Origin of the sequence: Pseudomonas sp. Root401 (assembly GCF_001425105.1) — a bacterium.
In the GTDB taxonomy this organism is placed as follows: domain Bacteria; phylum Pseudomonadota; class Gammaproteobacteria; order Pseudomonadales; family Pseudomonadaceae; genus Aquipseudomonas; species Aquipseudomonas brassicacearum.
In genome coordinates this window covers 74,706-92,596 of the sequence record NZ_LMDO01000018.1, presented here as the reverse complement: position 1 = coordinate 92,596, position 17,891 = coordinate 74,706, and the positions used below count along the sequence as shown (strand labels likewise).

Here is a 17,891-nt window from a genome sequence, read left to right as displayed (position 1 = left end):
ATGGCCATGTATAAAATCCTGATAGCCGACGATCACCCACTGTTTCGCGAAGCCATCCACAACGTCATCAGCGACGGATTTCCTGGCAGCGAGGTCATGGAGACCGCCGACCTGGACAGTGCCCTGGCCTTGACCGCCGAGCACGACGACCTGGACCTGATCCTGCTGGACCTGAACATGCCCGGCATGCACGGGCTCAATGGCCTGATCAACCTGCGCAACGAGGCGCCGACCATCCCCGTGGTGATTGTCTCCGCCGAGCAGGACAAGCAAGTGGTGCTGCAGGCGATCACCTATGGCGCGGTGGGCTTCATCACCAAATCCTCGCCACGCTCGCAGATGACCGACGCCATCGAGCAGATCCTCAACGGCAACGTGTATCTGCCGCCCGACATCATTCGCACGCAAAAAAGCCCGCTGGGCCGGCGCCTGAACGAAAACCCGAGCTTCCCGCCGGAACTGCTCCAGGCCTTGACTCGCAAGCAATTGCTGGTGCTCGAACGCATGACCAAGGGCGAGTCGAACAAACAGATCGCCTACACCCTGGACATCGCCGAAACCACGGTCAAGGCCCACGTCTCGGCGATCCTGCGCAAACTCAACGTGCACAACCGGGTACAGGCGATCCTCAGTGCCGGGGATATCGATTTCGGGGCTTACCTGCGGCGTTGAACGGCTGGACACTACCGATCGTTCCCACGCTCCTGCGTGGGAATGCCGCCAGGGACGCTCCGCGTTCCGCTTCTGGAAGGTGACGCAGAGCGTCACGGGATGCATTCCCACGCAGAGCGTGGGAACGATCAATGTCCCTGGGCCTGCCCCAACAGATGACTCATCGCAATCTTCAGCTTCATCGGCCGCACCGGCTTGTGCATCAGGGTGTGCCCGCGTTCGCGGATCTGCTGCTTGAGTTCGTTGCTGTAGTTGGCGGTGATCATCATGGCCGGGATCGCTGAGGCCCGGCGGGCATTGATCCGGGCCACCGCATCGACGCCGTTCTGATCGTGGTCCAGATGATAATCAGCGATCAGCAAGTCGGCCTCAGCGTGGTAGTTGTCCACCTGGCGAGCCAGGTCCTGCTCCGACAACGCTGTCACCACCTGGCAACCCCAACCCTCCAGCAAAGTACGCATGCCAGCGCAGATCGCCGCATCGTTATCCAGCACCCAGACCCGCGCCCCACGCAGGCGTTCGAGCATCGGCTCGCTCATGTCCAGGCACGGCAGCGGCTTGGGCGCGGTGGCGCTCAGCGGCACGTCGATAGAGAACATCGAGCCCTTGCCCGGCCAGGAGCGCACCTGGATCCGGTGCCCGAGGATCCCGGCGATTTTCTCGACAATCGCCAGGCCCAGGCCCAACCCACGGTCCTGGTTCGGGCGTTGCACGTCGCCACGCTTGAACTCCTGGAATATTTCCTCCAGGCGGTTCTCGGCAATGCCGATGCCGCTGTCCCAGACCTGGATCGACACGCGCTGGCGGTGTCGCCGACAACCCAGCACCACCCGGCCGCTGGGGGTGTAGCGAATGGCATTGCTCAGCAGGTTGCGCAGGATCCGCGCTAGCAATTGCATGTCGCTGCGCACCAGCACCGAACAGCCGACAAAGTGCAGCGCCAGCCCTTCGCTGCGGGCGACCTGGGCGTATTCGGCGGCCAGGTTGTCGAGCAGCTCGCTGAGGGCGAACGGCGCGACATCGGCCTTGATCACCCCGGCGTCCAACTTGGAGATGTCCACCAGGGTGCCCAGCAGGTTCTCCACGTCCTGCAGCGAATTGCTGACGTTGCGCACCAGTTGCGCGTTGGCGACCGGCTCGCGGCGCTCAAGCAAGGCACTGGTGAACAGCCGGGCGGCGTTGAGTGGTTGCAGCAGGTCATGGCTGACCGCTGCGAGGAATTTGGTCTTCGACAGATTGGCCTGCTCGGCCTCGCGCTTGGCCTCCCGCAGACGCAACTCCACCCGGCTGCGCTCGTCGATCTCGCGCAGCAACTGCTCGTTGAGGGTGGTCAGTTCGGCCGTGCGCTCCTGGACCCGCTGTTCCAGGTTCTGGTAGGCCTGGTGCAGCGCTTCAGCAGTGCGCCGGCGTTCGGTGATGTCGCGGATCAGCACGAAGATCCCCACCACTTCGCCGTTGGCCAGGCGGTTGGGTACGTAGGAGCGCAGCATGTAGCGTTCCTGGTTGTTGATGTTGGTCTCGGCGAATTCGAAGGTGACGCTCTCACCCGCCAACGCCCGCGCCACGTAGGCTTCCAGACGCTGGTAATGCTGCTCGCTATGGGCTTCGCGCAGGCTCTGGCCAAGCATCACGCCACGGGGCCAGCAATACCATTGTTCGTAGACCTTGTTGGTGAATTCGTAGACCAGGTCGGCGTTGAGGTAGGCGATCAGCGCCGGCACATGGTCGGTGATCAGGCGAATCCAGCGTTCGCTTTCGCTCAGCGCCTCGGCGTGCTGGTAGCGTTCGGTGATGTCGGTGAAGGTGTTGACGTAGCCGCCAGTGGGCAAGGGATGCGTACGGATCTCCAGGACCCGGCCATCCGACAGGCGCTGCTCGGATTCGTGGATCAGCCGGCCGTTGCTGTCGCGACTGGCCGGGGTCAGCAGTTGCAATTCACTGTCGGCAATCACTTCGTTGAACGGCCGGTGGGCCGCTACCGGTGCCAGGCCGCTGAGTTCGAGGAAGCGTCGGTTCCACAACTCCAGCACGCCTTGGGCGTTGACCATCGCCACACCCTGGGACAAGTTGTCCACCGCCCGCTGCAACAGGTGGGATTTCTGCGCGATGGCCTGCTCGCGGCGCACGGTTTCACTGAGCTTGACGTCGGTGATGTCGGTGAACAGGATGACCCGGCCGCCCTCCTGGGTCGGCCGCTCGCTGACTTGCAACCAGCGCCCGTTCTGCAAGCGATACAGCACGTGCTCGTCGGCCTGGCCCCGGGGCTCTTCGCTGAACAGTCCGTTGGCGGTCATCAAGCGCTTGACCTCGGAAAGGCGCATACCGGCGATGATGCGCACCCGGCTGTTGGCCCAGAAGGCCTTGAAGCGGCTGTTGAACAGGACAATGCGTTGCTGCTCATCGAACAGCACAAACGCATCGGAGATGCTTTCGATGGCGTCGATCAGATGCCGGTGGGCGGTTTCCGCCCGCAGCCGCGCCTCGCCCAGCAAGTGATTGCCGGCCTTGAGTTCAGCCATGGCCTGGTTCAGCGCATCGGTGCGCTCGCGCACCTGCTCGGCCAGCACCACCGAGTGCTGGAACGCCGCATACGGGTCGTTGCCCCGGGTTACACCGGACTCCACCCGTTCGATCAGCGCCTCGTTGATGCGCCGCAACTTGCGATTTTCATGCTGCAGGGCAGCGAGCTGGGCCTGCAGCTCAGCGATGGCCGGGGACGCGATGTCGGGCAATGGCAACTCCGGTGAACGTCTGGTTGATGTGCATGCCATTGAACTGTTCTCCATAGGTGTTGAACCCCATCACCCGTTGTTCGCGCAGGAACTGGCCGATCTGCTCCAGGCCGCCGCGATCTTCCAGCTCCAGGCGCCTGAGGAAACAATCGCAGCCGATGGTCAGCAACAGGTCACCGAGACGGGCCTGCAAACCGTCGAACAGCGTTTGCAGGTTGTGCAGCAAGGGCCCGGGGGTCATCGCAGTGAGAACGATGCCGTTCTCCACCGCACAGTAGAAACTCAGGCTCAGGTCCGAGTGCACCTGCTGAATGGCCCGCACGTAGTACTGGTCGTTGATGCGCACCGCCAGTGGATGGGCAGCGAAGACCCGGTAGTCGAGAGCGCTCACCGGCACGCCGATGTGCCGGGCGTATTCTTCGGCGGCGGGTTCGGCGTTGAGCTCGTAGACCCGTCGTGAGGCGCTGTCGGCGCCGGTCACCACCAGTTTCTCCTCCCGGGGCAGGATGTGATGGGTGGTGAAGACTTCGAACTCCAGCCAGGTATTGATCAACACCACCACCGCCGCGCCGCTGTGGAACTGGCCTTCGAAGTACACGTGGGTGTGGGTCAGGTAGTTGTCATCGCCGGCCGACCCGCCGAAATGCGGGATGTCCCCCAGCGCGGCGCTCAAGGCCGCCAGCACCATTTCCTCGCGGCTGGACAGGCCATCAAGCAGGGTCAAGGCGAAACTGTGGCCCTTGATCGGCGCCAGGGCGTTGCTGCGACAGCCGCTGGCCAGGCGTTCGACCATTTGCTGGGCGTCGATCAGGCTGAAGTGCTCCATTTCGCCGATCAGCTCGGCGGCGATGGAAAAGTGCCGGTGATCGAACCCCACCGCCGTCACACAGTTGCGACCATAACCTTGGGCGGTGATTTCACCGGCGCTGGTACAGCCCACCAGGCGAATCCCACCGAAACTCTGGGACAACGCCTGGCCCAGGGCCGGCAGATCGTATTCGGCGGAACAGAAAAACAGCACGAAGCCCAGGTGTGGGTGCAACAACTGCCGCGCCAACTCTTGGGCCACCTGCTGGACGTCCGTCGCCTGGGACATGGCGCTCACCACACCTTCGCTCTGGGCCTGCTGCATCTTCGCCTCCGACGGGTGCGTGATAGGAGCCCTGAGTGTACGAAGCCGCGGCGGGTCGACGAATGCTACTTGGGTAGCGGGTGGACGCTTCCATGGGATGAGATTGATGCACAACGTGGCGAGGGAGCTTGCTCCCGCAGGGGTCTGTAGGAGCTGGCGAAGCCTGCGATCTTTTGATCTTGATCTTGATCTTGATCTTGATCTTTCGCTTGAGACTCAACTGTCTGGGACAAGATCGCAGCCTCGTTGCACTCGACAGCTCCTACACAGCTCCTACACAGCTGCTACAGACCTCAGCAGGAGCAAGTTTCCCTCACCACAAAGAGCTATTCGGTGCCCAGACCATATCAGTGACTCATCGGCGCCATGGCAGTCGCCTGCCCCAGCAGTTTCTGGTCGATGTCTTCCAGGCGCAGCACCCGGCCGCCGGTGTCGCTGGCGAGCTTTTGTGCCGCCTGGGGGTCGGAGAACGAGGCCAGGACCACGCCCATGGCGCCTTTAAGCCCGCTGCCGATGACGAAGTAGGCGGTCCGGGCGTCGATCAGGTGGGCGTCATCCGGTGTGTCCCAATGGCTGCGGCCCATGTCGTGGACATATAGCTTGACGTCGGCCCGATGGTTTTCCGGCTGCAACCACCAGCCCAGCATCTCCGCCGGCGAGCAGAATTTCTTCACGCCCCCTGCCCCGACCGCCGCGCCCTTGGGCCCGGGGAAGTCAGTGATGACCATGCCGCACACATGGCACTCGTCACTGGGATGAAACGCCAGCGCCGCCTCGCTGGCCGCAGGTGGTTCGGCCTTGCCGCACGCCGCCAGCGCCAGGCACACCAACACCCCGGCCAAGAGGCGGCCCCCCTTGAGGTACACCTTGTTCATCGTTGCATGCTCCCTTATCAAGATTGAAATTCACGGGCACCGGCGATTGAACAGCCGATAGGCCAGCCACAACGGCAGCGCCATCCACAGGCCCAGGCACAGCCAGAACAAAGGCGCCGACACCGGCAGGTCGCTGCCCAAGGTCAGCACCGCGGCGCCGCTGGACGCCACATCGAACCCGGACAGGTTGATCAGCCGATACACGTCGGTAGGGTTGAACAGCAGCAGCCATGGCAACAGTTCCGGGCTGAAGCGCCCCTCGCTCAGCACCAGCAACGCCAGCAAGGCCAGGTCAAACACCAGCACGAAGAAAAACCACACCCCCAGCGCCAACCCGGCCGCGGTGGATTTCTCTGCCGACAAACTGCTCAGCACATAGGCCAACCCGAGGAACACCCAGCCCAGCAGCGTGCTGGACACCATGAAGCGACCGAAGGCCCAGAGCAGCAGGCTCAACTGGACATCGTCCACCCACAGGGCGATGGCCAGCATCGCGCAGCCAAAACCGATGAAAGTGGCCAGGGCCAGGATCAAGCCGTGCCCGACAAACTTGCCCAGCAGCAATTGGCCGCGACCCAACGGATAGGTCAGCAACAGCAGCAAGGTGCCGCTCTCGTCCTCGCCGACAATCGCGTCATAGGCCAGCAGCAAGGCAATCAGCGGCATCAGGAAGGTCGCCAGGCTGGACAGGCTCGCCACCGTGGCCGGTACCGAGGTGAACCCCAGTTGACCGGACGCCGCCGCGCCGAGCCAGGCGATGCCGATCGCCAGCACCGCGAACAACAGGCTGATCGCCAACAACCAGCGATTGCGCAGGCCATCGCTGAATTCCTTGCGGGCCATGTTCCAGACCGGATTCATAGGCTGGTCTCCTCGGCCGCGGCACGGACCATGTAATGACGGTACAAATCCTCCAGCGACGGCGGCTTGATCTCGACATCCGACGGGTCATCCTGGGCCAGTAGCTGGCGCAGCAATCTAAGCTTGCTGCCATCCGGCGCGGACACCTGCACCCCTTCGGCGCCCCAGCCCTGGGTGGCGTGCCCTTCACTGCGCCAATGCTGGCGAAGCCAGTCGGCCCGCGACAGGCCCGAGGCGCGGATCAGCGTCGGCAACCCGGCGTCCTCGCGCAGCCGGGCCAGGCTGCCCAGGGCCAACAGGCGCCCGCGGGTGAGAATCGCGGCGCGGTTGATGTGAGCTTCCACGCCAGGCAAGACGTGAGAACAGAGAATGATGCTGGTGCCCTGCCAACGCAGGCGGTCGAGCAACTGATAGAGGTCCTGGGTGGCGATGGGGTCCAGGCCCACGGTCGGCTCATCCAGCAATAACAGGCGCGGTTGGCCGAGCAGCGCCTGGGCCAGACCGAGACGCTGGCGCATGCCCTTGGAATACGTCTTCACGCGCCGTGTCGCGGCACCCGCCAGCCCGACCTCTTCCAGCAAACGCTGCACTTGCTCCGGTGCAGCACCTTTGAGCCGGGCAAAATGGCGCAAGGTTTCCAGTCCGCTCAGCTGCGGATAGAACATCACGTTCTCGGGCAGATAACCGAGCATCTGCCGCACGCTCGGGTCGCTGGGCGCGCGGCCGAAGACACGCACCTGCCCCTCGCTGGCCCGCAGCAAACCGAGGATCAGCTTCATCGTGGTGGTCTTGCCCGCACCGTTATGCCCGAACAGGCCGAGCACTTCGCCCTGGGCCAGGTTCAAGTCCAGCCCGCGCAGCACGGCGACATCGCCATAGTACTGGCTGACGCCTTCGATCTCGACGACGTTCAAGACGCGTCCTCCTGGGCACTGTTGCGTGGCGGGGGTTGGACAGGCGTTTCCATCAGCGGATGACTGTCCATCACCCCGGGGGATTTCATCACCGGGAAGGCTCGCTGCACCCAACGCAGCAGTTCGATCCCCGGGCTGTTCATCAACAAGCGCACCTGGGGATACAGCCACAGCAGGCGATCGACGTTGTCGTTGGGTTCATAGGCGACATCGCCCAAGCCATCGCCGTTGCGATCCCAGCCCAGGTAGTCGCTCCAGTAATTGCCGCGGCCATCCACCGACCATTCCTGCAACCGCGTGGCAACGTATTTGACCTGGCGCTGGTTGTGGACGAAGGCATTGCCGGCGATGCGGTTATCCTCCGAGCCGGCCGTCAGGTGGATGCCCACGGCGCTGCGCTCGAAATGGTTGCCTTCGATGCGGTTGAACAATGAGTTGTAGATGAACAGGGCCTTGCCCTCGGCGCCGGTGATCATGGTGTCGCCGGTGGACCCGTCGCGCACGTCGGTGACGAAGTTGTCGCGCAGGGTCGAATAGGTGATGTAGTTCATCAGGATCCCGTAGTTCTGATCCTGTTCGGAGCGATTGCCGATGACCGTCAGCTGGCGGCTTTGCATCAGGGCATAACCGGTGCGGGTACGCCGGGTGACGTTATCCAGCAGGCGGTTATCGTTGGCGAACATGTAATGTACGCCGTAGCGCAGGTCCTCCAGGACATTGCCCTGGAGCAGGTTGCCGCTGGAGGTGTCGATGTAGATGCCGTCGCGGGTTTCGCGCACCTGGTTACCGATGACCCGGGCGCCGTGTACGGCATACAAATGGATGCCATTGCCACGGTCCTGGGAGCGCAGGCTGGGGTCGCCCTGGATGCGGTTATCGATCAGGCTGACGTCCCGCGTGCCATCGACCCAGATACCGAAGCCCTGGCCCTGCATCCGGTTGCCACGCACCACCGCTCCTTGGGCAACCGGCTGGATGAACACGGCGGCATTCATGGCCGTCAGGTCGTGGCCCCAGTCCAGGAATGTACAGCCCTGGATCCGCACGTTCGGGGCGCGAATGATCACGCCATTGCCCTCGCCCTGGCCCTGGAATACCGCCTCCGGCGCACAGGTGAGGGTCATCGGCTGGTCGATGCTGAACGAGCCCCGGTACTGGCCCGCAGGCAGGCGCCATTGCTGGTCGCCCTCGGCCTGCAAAGGCAAATCGGTGATCGGCTGCGGCGCGCCGAGCGCGCCGCCCGACAGCAGGCAGAACACCAGGGCAATGACCGGCCGACGAACGTTTGAATGCTGCATATTCCCGGTCATTGCGCCTGTCTCCCTAGTGAATGACTCAGGCCTTTTCAACCAGCATGCGCCCGACCATTTCCATGTGCAGGGCGTGGCAGAACCAGCTGCAGTAGTACCAATGCAAACCGGCCTTGTCGGCGATGAAGGTGATCGATGAGGTCTGTTGCGGGCTGATCTCCATACTCGCACCGTGGTTGGTCATGACAAAGCCGTGGGACACGTCTTCGATCTGGTCGATGTTGGTAATGGTCACCGTCACCTCGTTGCCTTGCTTGACGGTGAACTCGGTCAGGCCATAGGCCGGCGCCATCGACGTCATGTACACCCGCACCTTGTTGCCGTCGCGGATGACCTTGTTGTCGGTTTCCAGGTTAATGCCGTCCTTCTTCGCCAGCTCCACGGTGCCGGCGAAGAACGGATCGTTGCGGTTCCAGATTTTCTGGGTCTTGATCTGGTCGCGCCGGGCGAGAATGCAGTCATGGGGTTCGGCGAACGCCGGCCCGTCGTGCACCAGCTTCATTTCTTCACCGGAAATGTCGATCAACTGATCGTTCTCCGGGTGCAATGGGCCGGTGGGCAGGAAGCGGTCCTTGGAGAATTTGCACAACACTACCAGCCACTTGCCGTCCGCCTCGCTGGTTTCGGTGAGGGACGCATGGTTGTGGCCAGGCTGGTACTGGACATCGAGCTTTTGCTTGATGTAGTTGACCTTCTCGCCCTTGTAGGCGCGGATGGCCTCGTCCATGTTCCACTTCACCACCTGGCTGTCGATGAACAGGGTCGTGTAGGCATTGCCGCGCCCGTCGAACGTGGTGTGCAGCGGCCCGAGCCCCAGTTCCGGCTCGGCGACGATCACTTCGCGTGGGTCCTTGAAGCGGTCGGCGAACAAATCGTCCAGGCGGTCGATGGCGATCATCGAGACCGTGGGCGACAGCTTGCCGTTGGCGATGAAGTATTTGCCGTCCGACGAGGTATTGAGCCCGTGGGGGTTCTTCGGCACGGGAATGTAGCGGGTGAATTCGGAGTCCTTGCCATCGGTCTTGCGGCCATCGACCACCGGCACCTTGGAGCCGTCCAGGTTGATGAACTTGCCGGCCTTGATCGCCGCCTCGATACGCGGGATGTTGAACACCACCACCCAGTCGCGCTCGTTGCGCATCATGCCGCCCAGGTCGTAGGCCTTCTCGGAGTTGTAGCAGGTGCTGGCGGCGTATTTGCCGGTGTAGTCAGCGTCGGAGTTGTCCAGGTTGCCGTCGACGATCACCTGGAACGCCATTTCCATTTTCTCGGCATCGATGGCGTTGAACATCGTGAAGCTGTTTTTGTCCTGCAGGTCGAAGGTATGGCCGTCGTTGGGGTGCGGGATCACGAACTCAGCGTTGGCGAACACGTACTTGGTGTACGGCACCTTTTGCAGGCGCAGGCCGTGGATGGCTTGCACGTTGGGCACGGTGAGGATCTTGTCGCACTTCATGATGTCCAGGCGAATGCGCGCGACCCGCGAGTTGGCCTTGTCGTTGATGAACAGGTATTTGCCGTCGTACTTGCCGTCGGTCATGGAGATGTGCGGGTGGTGGCAATCGCCGTTCTGGTACTTGGCGCTGTCGCCCAGGATGCGCTTGCTTTCGTTGGTCAGGCCCCAACCAGTGGCCGAGTCGACGTTGAACACCGGGATACGCATCAGCTCACGCATCGATGGCACCCCCAGCACCCGCACCTCGCCCTGGTGGCCGCCGCTCCAGAAACCGTAGTATTCGTCCAGCTCCCCGGGCCCGACGTGGATCTTGGACTTGGCCTCCTTGGCCGCCGCAGCCCAGGACTCACGGGTGAACGTCCCGGCCCCCAGCGCCGTCGCGCCGGCCAGTACGGCACCGGTTACCGCGCCAGTGCCGAGAAAACTGCGCCGGCTGACACCCCTGGGTTCTCCCACCGAGCCCGGGGTTTGGTTTTTTTTATCGCTCATGCTGTGTGCTCCATGAAGAATGAAACGGTCAAGGGACAGGCCATTGGGGTGCCTCAAGGCGCCGGGTTCACCTGCACCACGGGAATCAGTTGCGGATCGCTCACGGTCGCCTTGCCGCGCTTCTTGCGCTTGTTGATCAGCGGCGGGCACTTGTTTTCGTTGTGCCAGGTCATCTGGCAGTCGAGGCAGTAATGGCATTCGTTGGCATTGATCCGGCCATCGGGATGAATCGCCTGGATCTCGCATTCCTTGGCGCACAGTTGGCAGGGGTTGCCACATTCCTTGCGGCGCTTGAGCCAGTCGAACAGCCGCAGCCGGGTCGGCATCGCCAGGGCCGCGCCCAGCGGGCAGACGTAGCGGCAATAGACCTTGCGGGTAAACAGGTTGATCACCAGCAGGCCCACGGCGTAGGCCACGAACCACCATTGGCGATCAAACCTGAGGGTGATGGCGGTCTTGAAGGGTTCCACTTCGGCCAGCCGTTCGGCGGTGGCCATCGACTCCAGCGAGACGCCGAAGAGCACCAGCAGAATGATGTACTTGATCGCCCACAGGCGCTCATGCACCGCGAACGGCAACTCGTATTGGGGCACCTTGAGCTTGCGCGCCAGTTCGTTGATCAACTCCTGCAACGCGCCGAACGGACACAGCCAGCCGCAGAACACCCCACGCCCCCACAGCAGGATGCTGCCGGCGGTGAACACCCAGAGGATGAAGATCAGTGGATCGGTGAGGAACAGCTCCCAGCGAAAGCCTTCGAACAAGGCGTGGACGAAGGTCAGCACATTGACCACCGACAACTGGGCCAAGGCGTAGCCGCCGAGAAACACCACGGTGAAGACCAGGTAGCCGCGGCGCAGCCAATGCAACAGCGTCGGCCGTCGGGCCAGTGAGTCCTGGAAAAACAGGATCGCCGTCAGCACCAGCAACGCGGCCCCAAGCACGCTGATTTCGATACTTTTCTGATACCAGAGCGTCAGCCACATCGGCCGGCTGGCTTCTTCGGCCGCCGCCAATTGCTCGGCGGTGGGCAATGGCCGTTCCAGGTAAGGTTCGGGCAGTTGATAGGCCAACTCGAAACTGCTGAAGGTGCCGCTGACCGGTCCGGTCTGGCGGCGCACCAGCAGCTCCAGGTTCCAGGGCGAGCCGGGGTCGAAACGGTGGGAGGCACGGATGATGAAAATCGCCATTTCATCGAAGTCCGGCATGTCGTCGAGGGCCACATCATTCAGGCGCTGAAAATCCAGGTCGCGAAAGCTGATGGTGTCGCCGGACTGACGCAGTTGCACCCGGTCGAAGATGCCGCCACGCACGTATCCCGAACCCTTGAAGGAATAACGACCGCTGCCCATCACCGCGATGGCTTGCTCGCCCGGCTTGAGCTCGGCCATCAGTGTGCGGTATTGCGCCTCGCCCAGCAGGTTGCGACCGATGGTGGGCGGGTTGAGGTGGGTGGCATAGAGGTCGATGAAGGTGTCGTTCACCTGCTCGCCGCTGGCGGTTTCGACCTGTTCGGCCTCAGTGCCTTTGAAGGAAGCGTCGACCTGGCCACGGGTCAGGAGCAGACGGCGGATAGCGCCGTTGCCGGTCAGGGTCTTCCAGTCGGCGGGCTGGTAGATGTCCTCGCGCACACGCGCCGGCGCCACGGCCAACCCCACATCGCCCTTGACCAGGCCCAGGGACACCGCGACATCGTGGGCGGCGCGCATGATGACTTCGTTGACCACCATCGCCGTCACGGTAGCCCCGGCGATGGCATCCACGGTCACGGCATTCGGATCGCTGGAATGCCCCACCACCACCCGTTGGTTGACCTTGATGCCGCTGTAGCGCGCGCTGAACGCGTGGAGTTTTTCTTCGGCGATGCCGATAAGCAGGATCGGCTCATGGTGTTCGAGTACGTAGGCATCGAGGATCACCCCCGCAGGGTCGAGAATGACCTGGACGTTGATCGGCTTGCCGGAATAGGCGGGAATGTCCACCACGTCCAGGCTCTGGAACACATAGCCCACGACCTTGCCGGCAGCGGACAGCGTGCGCACCTTGAACCGCCCTTCGGGCTCGGAGATCGAGTCGGTTTGATTCAGGACATGGTGGATGCGCTGTTGCGGGAGGTCACCGTAGTCCTTGGCCTGGGCCAGGCCCGTGAACAACAGCAGGAAAACGAACAGCCCGGGGAGCCAGAGGCGGGATAGGTGCAGCATCACAAAGGGAGGGGTCATGGACGCCAGGGCTTAAAGACAGGATCTTGGCGCTCATGGTAGGGGCCGGCCCCTTCTTCGGCCCTTGATTGAAATCAACTTGGGAAAAACTTAAGCCCGAATCCATGCACCGACGCCCGTCCACTTTAGCGGCAAGCGCGCTCCCGCTGGAGCCGTGGGCCCTACGGCAACTGTGAGCCGTATAAGAGCCGTATAGAAGCCGTGTAGAAGCTGTGTAGAAGCCGTGTAGAAGCCGTGTAGAAGCCGTATAGGAGCTGTGTAGGAGCTGTCGAGTGCAACGAGGCTGCGATCTTTCCCCAGACACTTGCAAGWKMAAGATCAAGATCAAGATCAAGATCAAGATCAAGATCAAGATCAAGATCAAGATCAAGATCAAAAGATCGCAGGCTTCGCCAGCTCCTACAGCGCCCGGCGCGAGCAAGCGCCCTCGTCCGTTTTCGGCGGACGGATCCATGGGAAAAACCGGCCGAGCTTTCTCATCTCATTCGCTCAGGGTAAGTTTTATGGCACGCGAGCGGTTGAACCCGGTCGCATAATTGTCAGCGCTGTGATCCAGTCCACTCTGCCATCGCCATAATGCAACGCCATAACGCCCTCAAGCGTTGCACCAACGTTCACAAGGAATGCCCGATGCCCCCACGCTCCGCCCCCGCTTCAACCGCTGACTTGCCGCAAGGCACCGGTTTCGTCCGGGTGCGCGGCGCCCGTGAACACAATCTCAAGAATGTCGACGTGGACATCCCCCGCGATGCCCTGGTGGTGTTTACCGGCGTGTCGGGCTCCGGCAAGTCGTCGCTGGCCTTCTCCACGCTCTACGCCGAAGCCCAGCGTCGTTATTTCGAGTCCGTCGCACCCTATGCGCGGCGCCTGATCGACCAGGTCGGCGTGCCGGACGTGGACAGCATCGAGGGCCTGCCGCCGGCAGTCGCCTTGCAGCAACAGCGCGGCACCCCCAGCGCACGCTCATCGGTGGGCAGCGTCACCACCCTGTCGAGCCTGATTCGCATGCTCTACTCCCGTGCCGGCAGCTACCCGGCCGAGCAACCGATGCTCTATGCCGAAGACTTCTCGCCCAACACGCCACAGGGTGCCTGCCAGGAATGTCATGGCCTGGGCCGGGTCTATGAGGTGACCGAAGCGTCCATGGTGCCGGACCCGTCGCTGACCATCCGCGAGCGCGCCGTGGCCGCCTGGCCCATGGCTTGGCAGGGCCAGAACCTGCGGGACATCCTCGTGACCCTGGGCTATGACGTCGACATCCCCTGGCGCGACCTGCCGAAGAAGCAGCGGGACTGGATTCTCTTCACCGAAGAAACCCCGACCGTTCCCGTCTATGCGGGACTGACGCCGGCCCAGACCCGCGCCGCCCTCAAACGCAAGCTGGAACCGAGTTACCAAGGTACCTTCAGCGGCGCGCGGCGCTACCTGTTGCACACCTTCATGCACTCCCAAAGCGCGCAGATGCGCAAACGCGTGGCGCAATACATGCGCGCCAGCCCCTGCCCCGTGTGCGAGGGCAAGCGCCTCAAACGCCAGGCGCTGACCGTGACCTTTGCCGGCCTGGACATCGCCGAGCTGTCGCACCTGCCGTTGCTTGAGCTGGCCGAAGTACTCAAGGGCGTCCTGGCGCCCGACTACCTGGAACAGGCCGAAGAAACCGGAGACGTCCTCAGCCACCGGCAAACCCGAGAGGCCCGCGAGCAACGCGCCTCCAGGGGCGACAACCCGCACGCGGGTGGACCCGACGCGCGCCACACCCCCAACCTCTCCCTGGAGAAACGCCTGGCCGCCCAACGCATCGCCGCCGAGCTGCTGGAACGGATCGTCACCCTGATCGACCTCGGCCTGGGCTACCTCGCCCTCGAACGCAGCACGCCAACACTTTCGTCCGGCGAACTGCAACGCCTGCGCCTGGCGACCCAGCTCAATTCCCAGTTGTTCGGGGTGATCTACGTGCTGGACGAACCCTCCGCCGGCCTGCACCCGGCCGACAGCGAAGCGCTGTTCGGTGCCCTGCAACGCCTCAAGGCAGCGGGCAACTCGGTGTTTGTGGTCGAACATGACCTCGATACCATGCGCCGCGCCGACTGGCTCATCGACGTCGGCCCGGACGCCGGCGAACAAGGCGGGAAAGTCCTCTACAGCGGTCCGCCGGCAGGCCTTGGCCAGGTGTCGGAATCACGCACCCGCGCCTACCTCTTTGCCGAAGAATCCCCCGCGCCGCGCAGCCCCCGAGCGCCCAAGGATTGGCTGCGCCTGGAAGACATCACCCGCAACAACCTCGACAACTTGAGCGCCGCCTTCCCCTTGGGTTGCTTCACCGCCGTGACCGGCATCTCCGGCTCAGGCAAATCCAGCCTCGTCAGCCAGGCCCTGCTGGATCTGGTCGGCGCCCACCTGGGCCAGGCCAGCCCCAACGCCGAACCCGATGAACAAAGCCTGGAAGACGAACCCTTGCAAACCAGCGCCGGGCACGTTACCGCTGGGCTTGAAGCGGTCAAGCGGCTGGTGCAGGTGGACCAGAAACCCATCGGCCGCACCCCGCGCTCCAACCTCGCCACCTACACCGGGCTGTTCGATCACGTGCGCAAACTGTTCGCCGCAACCGAGCAGGCGCAAGCACTGGGATTCGATGCCGGACGGTTTTCCTTCAACGTCGCCAAGGGCCGTTGCGAGACCTGCGAAGGTGAAGGTTTCGTCAGCGTGGAATTGTTGTTCATGCCCAGCGTGTACGCGCCCTGCCCCACCTGCCACGGCGCGCGCTACAACCCGCAGACCCTAGAGGTTCGCTGGCAGGGCCTGGACATCTCCCAGGTATTGCAACTGACCGTGAACCAGGCGATCGAGGTGTTTGCCGAGCATGCGGCGGCCAAGCGTTCGTTACAAGTACTGCAGGATATCGGACTGGGCTACCTGCGTCTGGGCCAACCGGCCACGGAACTGTCCGGCGGCGAAGCCCAGCGGATCAAGCTGGCGACGGAACTGCAGCGCAAGGCCCGGGGCGCAACGTTATATGTGTTGGACGAGCCAACCAATGGGTTGCATCCCCAGGACGTGGACCGTTTGCTGGTGCAGTTGAATCGACTGGTGGAAGAAGGTCATACGGTGGTTGTGGTGGAGCATGACATGCGGGTGGTGGCGCAGAGTGACTGGGTCATCGATATCGGCCCGGGGGCTGGCACCCAAGGCGGAAAGGTAGTCGTGTGCGGGGATCCGCAGACCGTGACGAAATGCCGGGAGAGTCGAACGGCAGGGTTCCTGAAAAAAGCTATGCAGCAGGAGAATTAAAGGCTTTTTTTAATGTTTCTCGCTGTTGCTAAAAGCTGTCTATACTGCCCTCCAGTTAAACGTTTCAGTAGTCGTATAACTACAACCTCAGGAGCAAAGGGCTGAGGTTGCACAGGCAAGGACGCAAAATGACATCACCCCTGTTGAGAGAACAAGCATTGCACGGCGGCATGAGGGGTCATTATCGCGCCCTGAAACGACCCCCTATGAACTGGAAAAATCCATTCGATACTCCAGCCCCCTTCGCAGCCCCGATGGCGCTCAAAAAACGGCGAGCGGGTGTTGATGCTAACGCTATAAAACTACCCTCCTCCGCTTGGCGAATATCAAGGTGAAACCTCTGCTAAATACAGGTATTCACACTAATAGTTTGCGAGCGCGGCCACTATGCTCAAACCCATTTCAAGCCACCTGCTCAATTTAATTCAAGAGGTGGAGCATAACATTCCAGGAAAAAGCCACGACGAGTATACCGAGATACTAGGCTGGATGTTCTCGAAACTAGGGCTTGAAAAATTTGCTTATGTTCATCTGGAATCCACCCCCTTCGATAACTCAAAAGTCTCCATCCACAGCAATTATCCCGCCGAATGGGTGGACACCTACCGTAAGAACTCACTTCATAAATCAGACCCTGTCATGGCCAACACAGCCATTACCGCCACGCCCTTTTTCTGGGATGAAATCCCACAAGAGATAGGCAACAATCCGGAAATATTTGATCAGTCCGCATCCTATGGCATCAAGCAAGGGTTCACCATTCCGATTCATGAGCCGGGCAGATCATTCGGCTCCATTCATTTATCCTCAGAAGAAAATGACCCCGACTTCCCTACCATCGTCCGGGAGAATATGGTCATCATCCAAACACTCAGCGTTATCGCCAACCAACACCGTCCGGTTGAAATCAGTGCAGAGAGCACGCTCAAGCTATCGCCCAGGGAAGTTGAATTCTTGCGTTGGCTTGCGCTTGGGAAAAACTATAAAGAAATCGGCTTGATCATGAACATCACTGAACGAACAGTGAAGTTTCATGCCAAGCAAATGACTGAAAAAATGGAGTGCACCAATGTCAAGCAAGCCATGTTCAAAGCAGCGCAGTTGAACCTCATCTAAATAACGCCTAGTGTTAAAATTTGCTTACCCAGCCAACCAAGATCCCGCCCCCCTTCGCACCCGACGCCACTCAAGTTCAATATCAGAGCACACTCAGGTGAAACTCACTTGGGATGCGATATTGAAAAGCATGCCGCAGGCAAACAACCCAATCACCAGAGAGATGGCTCGATTTAGAAATCGCCCGGATACAATCGCGTGAAATTTTCGACCACAAAAAGCGCCGGCCGCGATCCACACCAATCCCACCGGAAAAATTATGACTGAAAATAGCAGCATGAATGACAGCCAGTTATCCAGCGACAGGAATGTTCCCGCCGGCGCAACGAAGGAAACAAAAAACAAACCTTTGGGGTTTGTCAGTGTTGCCACAAATAAATCCGGCACAGTAATACCCTTCATGGCGCCAGGCGCGTGATCTTTTACCGAGAACCAAAGTTTCAAGGATATATAAAAAAGAAAACACACGGCAAAAATCTTGGTAGCGATCACCACCCACGAGTGATCCGCCATCAGCAAGTCAATGAATACCCCCCACATCGTCATCTGAATAACGTATGCCAGCCATTCGGCGACGATGAAGCGCATCGAATGCGAACTGAGTCCTCTACTTACACCCGTCTGCAACAATAATGAATTCGTCGGCCCCGGAACCAACAACACGGTCAACAACGAAAGCGCAATATAATTCATAACATCCATCCATATCAGCAGCCTGTACGGCTAATTTTCAGGGCCAGATCAATCCATCATCTTTCCACATGACTTCAAGCCGAGTCGCATCAAGCCAGCCACCTCAGTCATACGAGGTCGGACAACCGCCT

General features: G+C 61.4%; 12 protein-coding genes. 3 read left to right on the top strand and 9 right to left on the bottom strand.

Annotated features, from left to right (window positions below; genetic code table 11):
* Positions 1–6: 6 nt before the first annotated feature.
* On the top strand, positions 7–672 hold the full coding sequence (locus tag ASC85_RS15575) for a response regulator transcription factor (protein ID WP_057450315.1): 666 nt from the start codon (positions 7–9) through the stop codon (positions 670–672).
* A 128-nt stretch (positions 673–800) separates the two neighbouring features.
* Here the strand turns inward: ASC85_RS15575 and nahK are convergent, their stop codons facing one another.
* From nahK to nosR, 8 genes are all read right to left on the bottom strand, one after another.
* Positions 801–3,443: a hybrid sensor histidine kinase/response regulator NahK/ErcS' gene (nahK, locus tag ASC85_RS15570; protein ID WP_082534392.1), complete on the bottom strand. Its 2,643-nt coding sequence runs from the start codon at positions 3,441–3,443 to the stop codon at positions 801–803.
* Entirely contained in the window at positions 3,373–4,536 is a 1,164-nt protein-coding gene (gene nosP / locus ASC85_RS15565) for a nitric oxide-sensing protein NosP (protein WP_014338439.1), read from the bottom strand. Before nosP ends, nahK begins: the two co-directional genes overlap by 71 nt.
* A gap of 347 nt (positions 4,537–4,883) precedes the next feature.
* On the bottom strand, positions 4,884–5,411 hold the full coding sequence (locus tag ASC85_RS15560; protein ID WP_057450255.1) for a nitrous oxide reductase accessory protein NosL: 528 nt from the start codon (positions 5,409–5,411) through the stop codon (positions 4,884–4,886).
* Between the two features lie 30 nt (positions 5,412–5,441).
* A complete protein-coding gene (locus tag ASC85_RS15555) occupies positions 5,442–6,272 on the bottom strand; it encodes an ABC transporter permease (protein ID WP_057450253.1) in 831 nt (276 codons plus the stop codon).
* Positions 6,269–7,186 carry an ABC transporter ATP-binding protein gene (locus ASC85_RS15550; protein WP_057450251.1) on the bottom strand — a complete coding sequence of 306 codons (918 nt, stop codon included), beginning with the start codon at positions 7,184–7,186 and terminating at the stop codon, positions 6,269–6,271. Before ASC85_RS15550 ends, ASC85_RS15555 begins: the two co-directional genes overlap by 4 nt.
* Entirely contained in the window at positions 7,183–8,496 is a 1,314-nt protein-coding gene (locus ASC85_RS15545) for a nitrous oxide reductase family maturation protein NosD (RefSeq protein ID WP_057450249.1), read from the bottom strand. Before ASC85_RS15545 ends, ASC85_RS15550 begins: the two co-directional genes overlap by 4 nt.
* 25 nt (positions 8,497–8,521) lie before the next feature.
* Entirely contained in the window at positions 8,522–10,441 is a 1,920-nt protein-coding gene (nosZ, locus tag ASC85_RS15540) for a TAT-dependent nitrous-oxide reductase (protein ID WP_057450247.1), read from the bottom strand.
* 53 nt (positions 10,442–10,494) lie between these two features.
* On the bottom strand, positions 10,495–12,663 hold the full coding sequence (nosR, locus tag ASC85_RS15535; RefSeq protein ID WP_236712363.1) for a transcriptional regulator NosR: 2,169 nt from the start codon (positions 12,661–12,663) through the stop codon (positions 10,495–10,497).
* A gap of 630 nt (positions 12,664–13,293) precedes the next feature.
* Between nosR and ASC85_RS15525 the strand changes: the two genes are divergently transcribed.
* Both ASC85_RS15525 and ASC85_RS15520 read left to right on the top strand, forming a co-directional pair.
* Entirely contained in the window at positions 13,294–15,951 is a 2,658-nt protein-coding gene (locus ASC85_RS15525) for an excinuclease ABC subunit UvrA (protein WP_057450243.1), read from the top strand.
* A 387-nt stretch (positions 15,952–16,338) separates the two neighbouring features.
* A complete protein-coding gene (locus tag ASC85_RS15520) occupies positions 16,339–17,067 on the top strand; it encodes a helix-turn-helix transcriptional regulator (protein WP_057450240.1) in 729 nt (242 codons plus the stop codon).
* Between the two features lie 93 nt (positions 17,068–17,160).
* Here the strand turns inward: ASC85_RS15520 and ASC85_RS15515 are convergent, their stop codons facing one another.
* Positions 17,161–17,760 carry a LysE family translocator gene (locus ASC85_RS15515; protein WP_057450238.1) on the bottom strand — a complete coding sequence of 200 codons (600 nt, stop codon included), beginning with the start codon at positions 17,758–17,760 and terminating at the stop codon, positions 17,161–17,163.
* Positions 17,761–17,891: the final 131 nt, after the last annotated feature.

Excerpts from the sequence above, each read along its gene's own strand:
- ASC85_RS15575 (WP_057450315.1), top strand. The coding sequence starts at position 7 with ATGTATAAAATCCTGATAGCCGACGATCACCCACTGTTTCGCGAAGCC.
- nahK (WP_082534392.1), bottom strand. The coding sequence starts at position 3,443 with ATGGCATGCACATCAACCAGACGTTCACCGGAGTTGCCATTGCCCGAC.
- nosP (WP_014338439.1), bottom strand. The coding sequence starts at position 4,536 with ATGCAGCAGGCCCAGAGCGAAGGTGTGGTGAGCGCCATGTCCCAGGCG.
- ASC85_RS15560 (WP_057450255.1), bottom strand. The coding sequence starts at position 5,411 with ATGAACAAGGTGTACCTCAAGGGGGGCCGCCTCTTGGCCGGGGTGTTG.
- ASC85_RS15555 (WP_057450253.1), bottom strand. The coding sequence starts at position 6,272 with ATGAATCCGGTCTGGAACATGGCCCGCAAGGAATTCAGCGATGGCCTG.
- ASC85_RS15545 (WP_057450249.1), bottom strand. The coding sequence starts at position 8,496 with ATGACCGGGAATATGCAGCATTCAAACGTTCGTCGGCCGGTCATTGCC.
- nosZ (WP_057450247.1), bottom strand. The coding sequence starts at position 10,441 with ATGAGCGATAAAAAAAACCAAACCCCGGGCTCGGTGGGAGAACCCAGG.
- nosR (WP_236712363.1), bottom strand. The coding sequence starts at position 12,663 with ATGACCCCTCCCTTTGTGATGCTGCACCTATCCCGCCTCTGGCTCCCC.
- ASC85_RS15525 (WP_057450243.1), top strand. The coding sequence starts at position 13,294 with ATGCCCCCACGCTCCGCCCCCGCTTCAACCGCTGACTTGCCGCAAGGC.
- ASC85_RS15520 (WP_057450240.1), top strand. The coding sequence starts at position 16,339 with ATGCTCAAACCCATTTCAAGCCACCTGCTCAATTTAATTCAAGAGGTG.
- ASC85_RS15515 (WP_057450238.1), bottom strand. The coding sequence starts at position 17,760 with ATGAATTATATTGCGCTTTCGTTGTTGACCGTGTTGTTGGTTCCGGGG.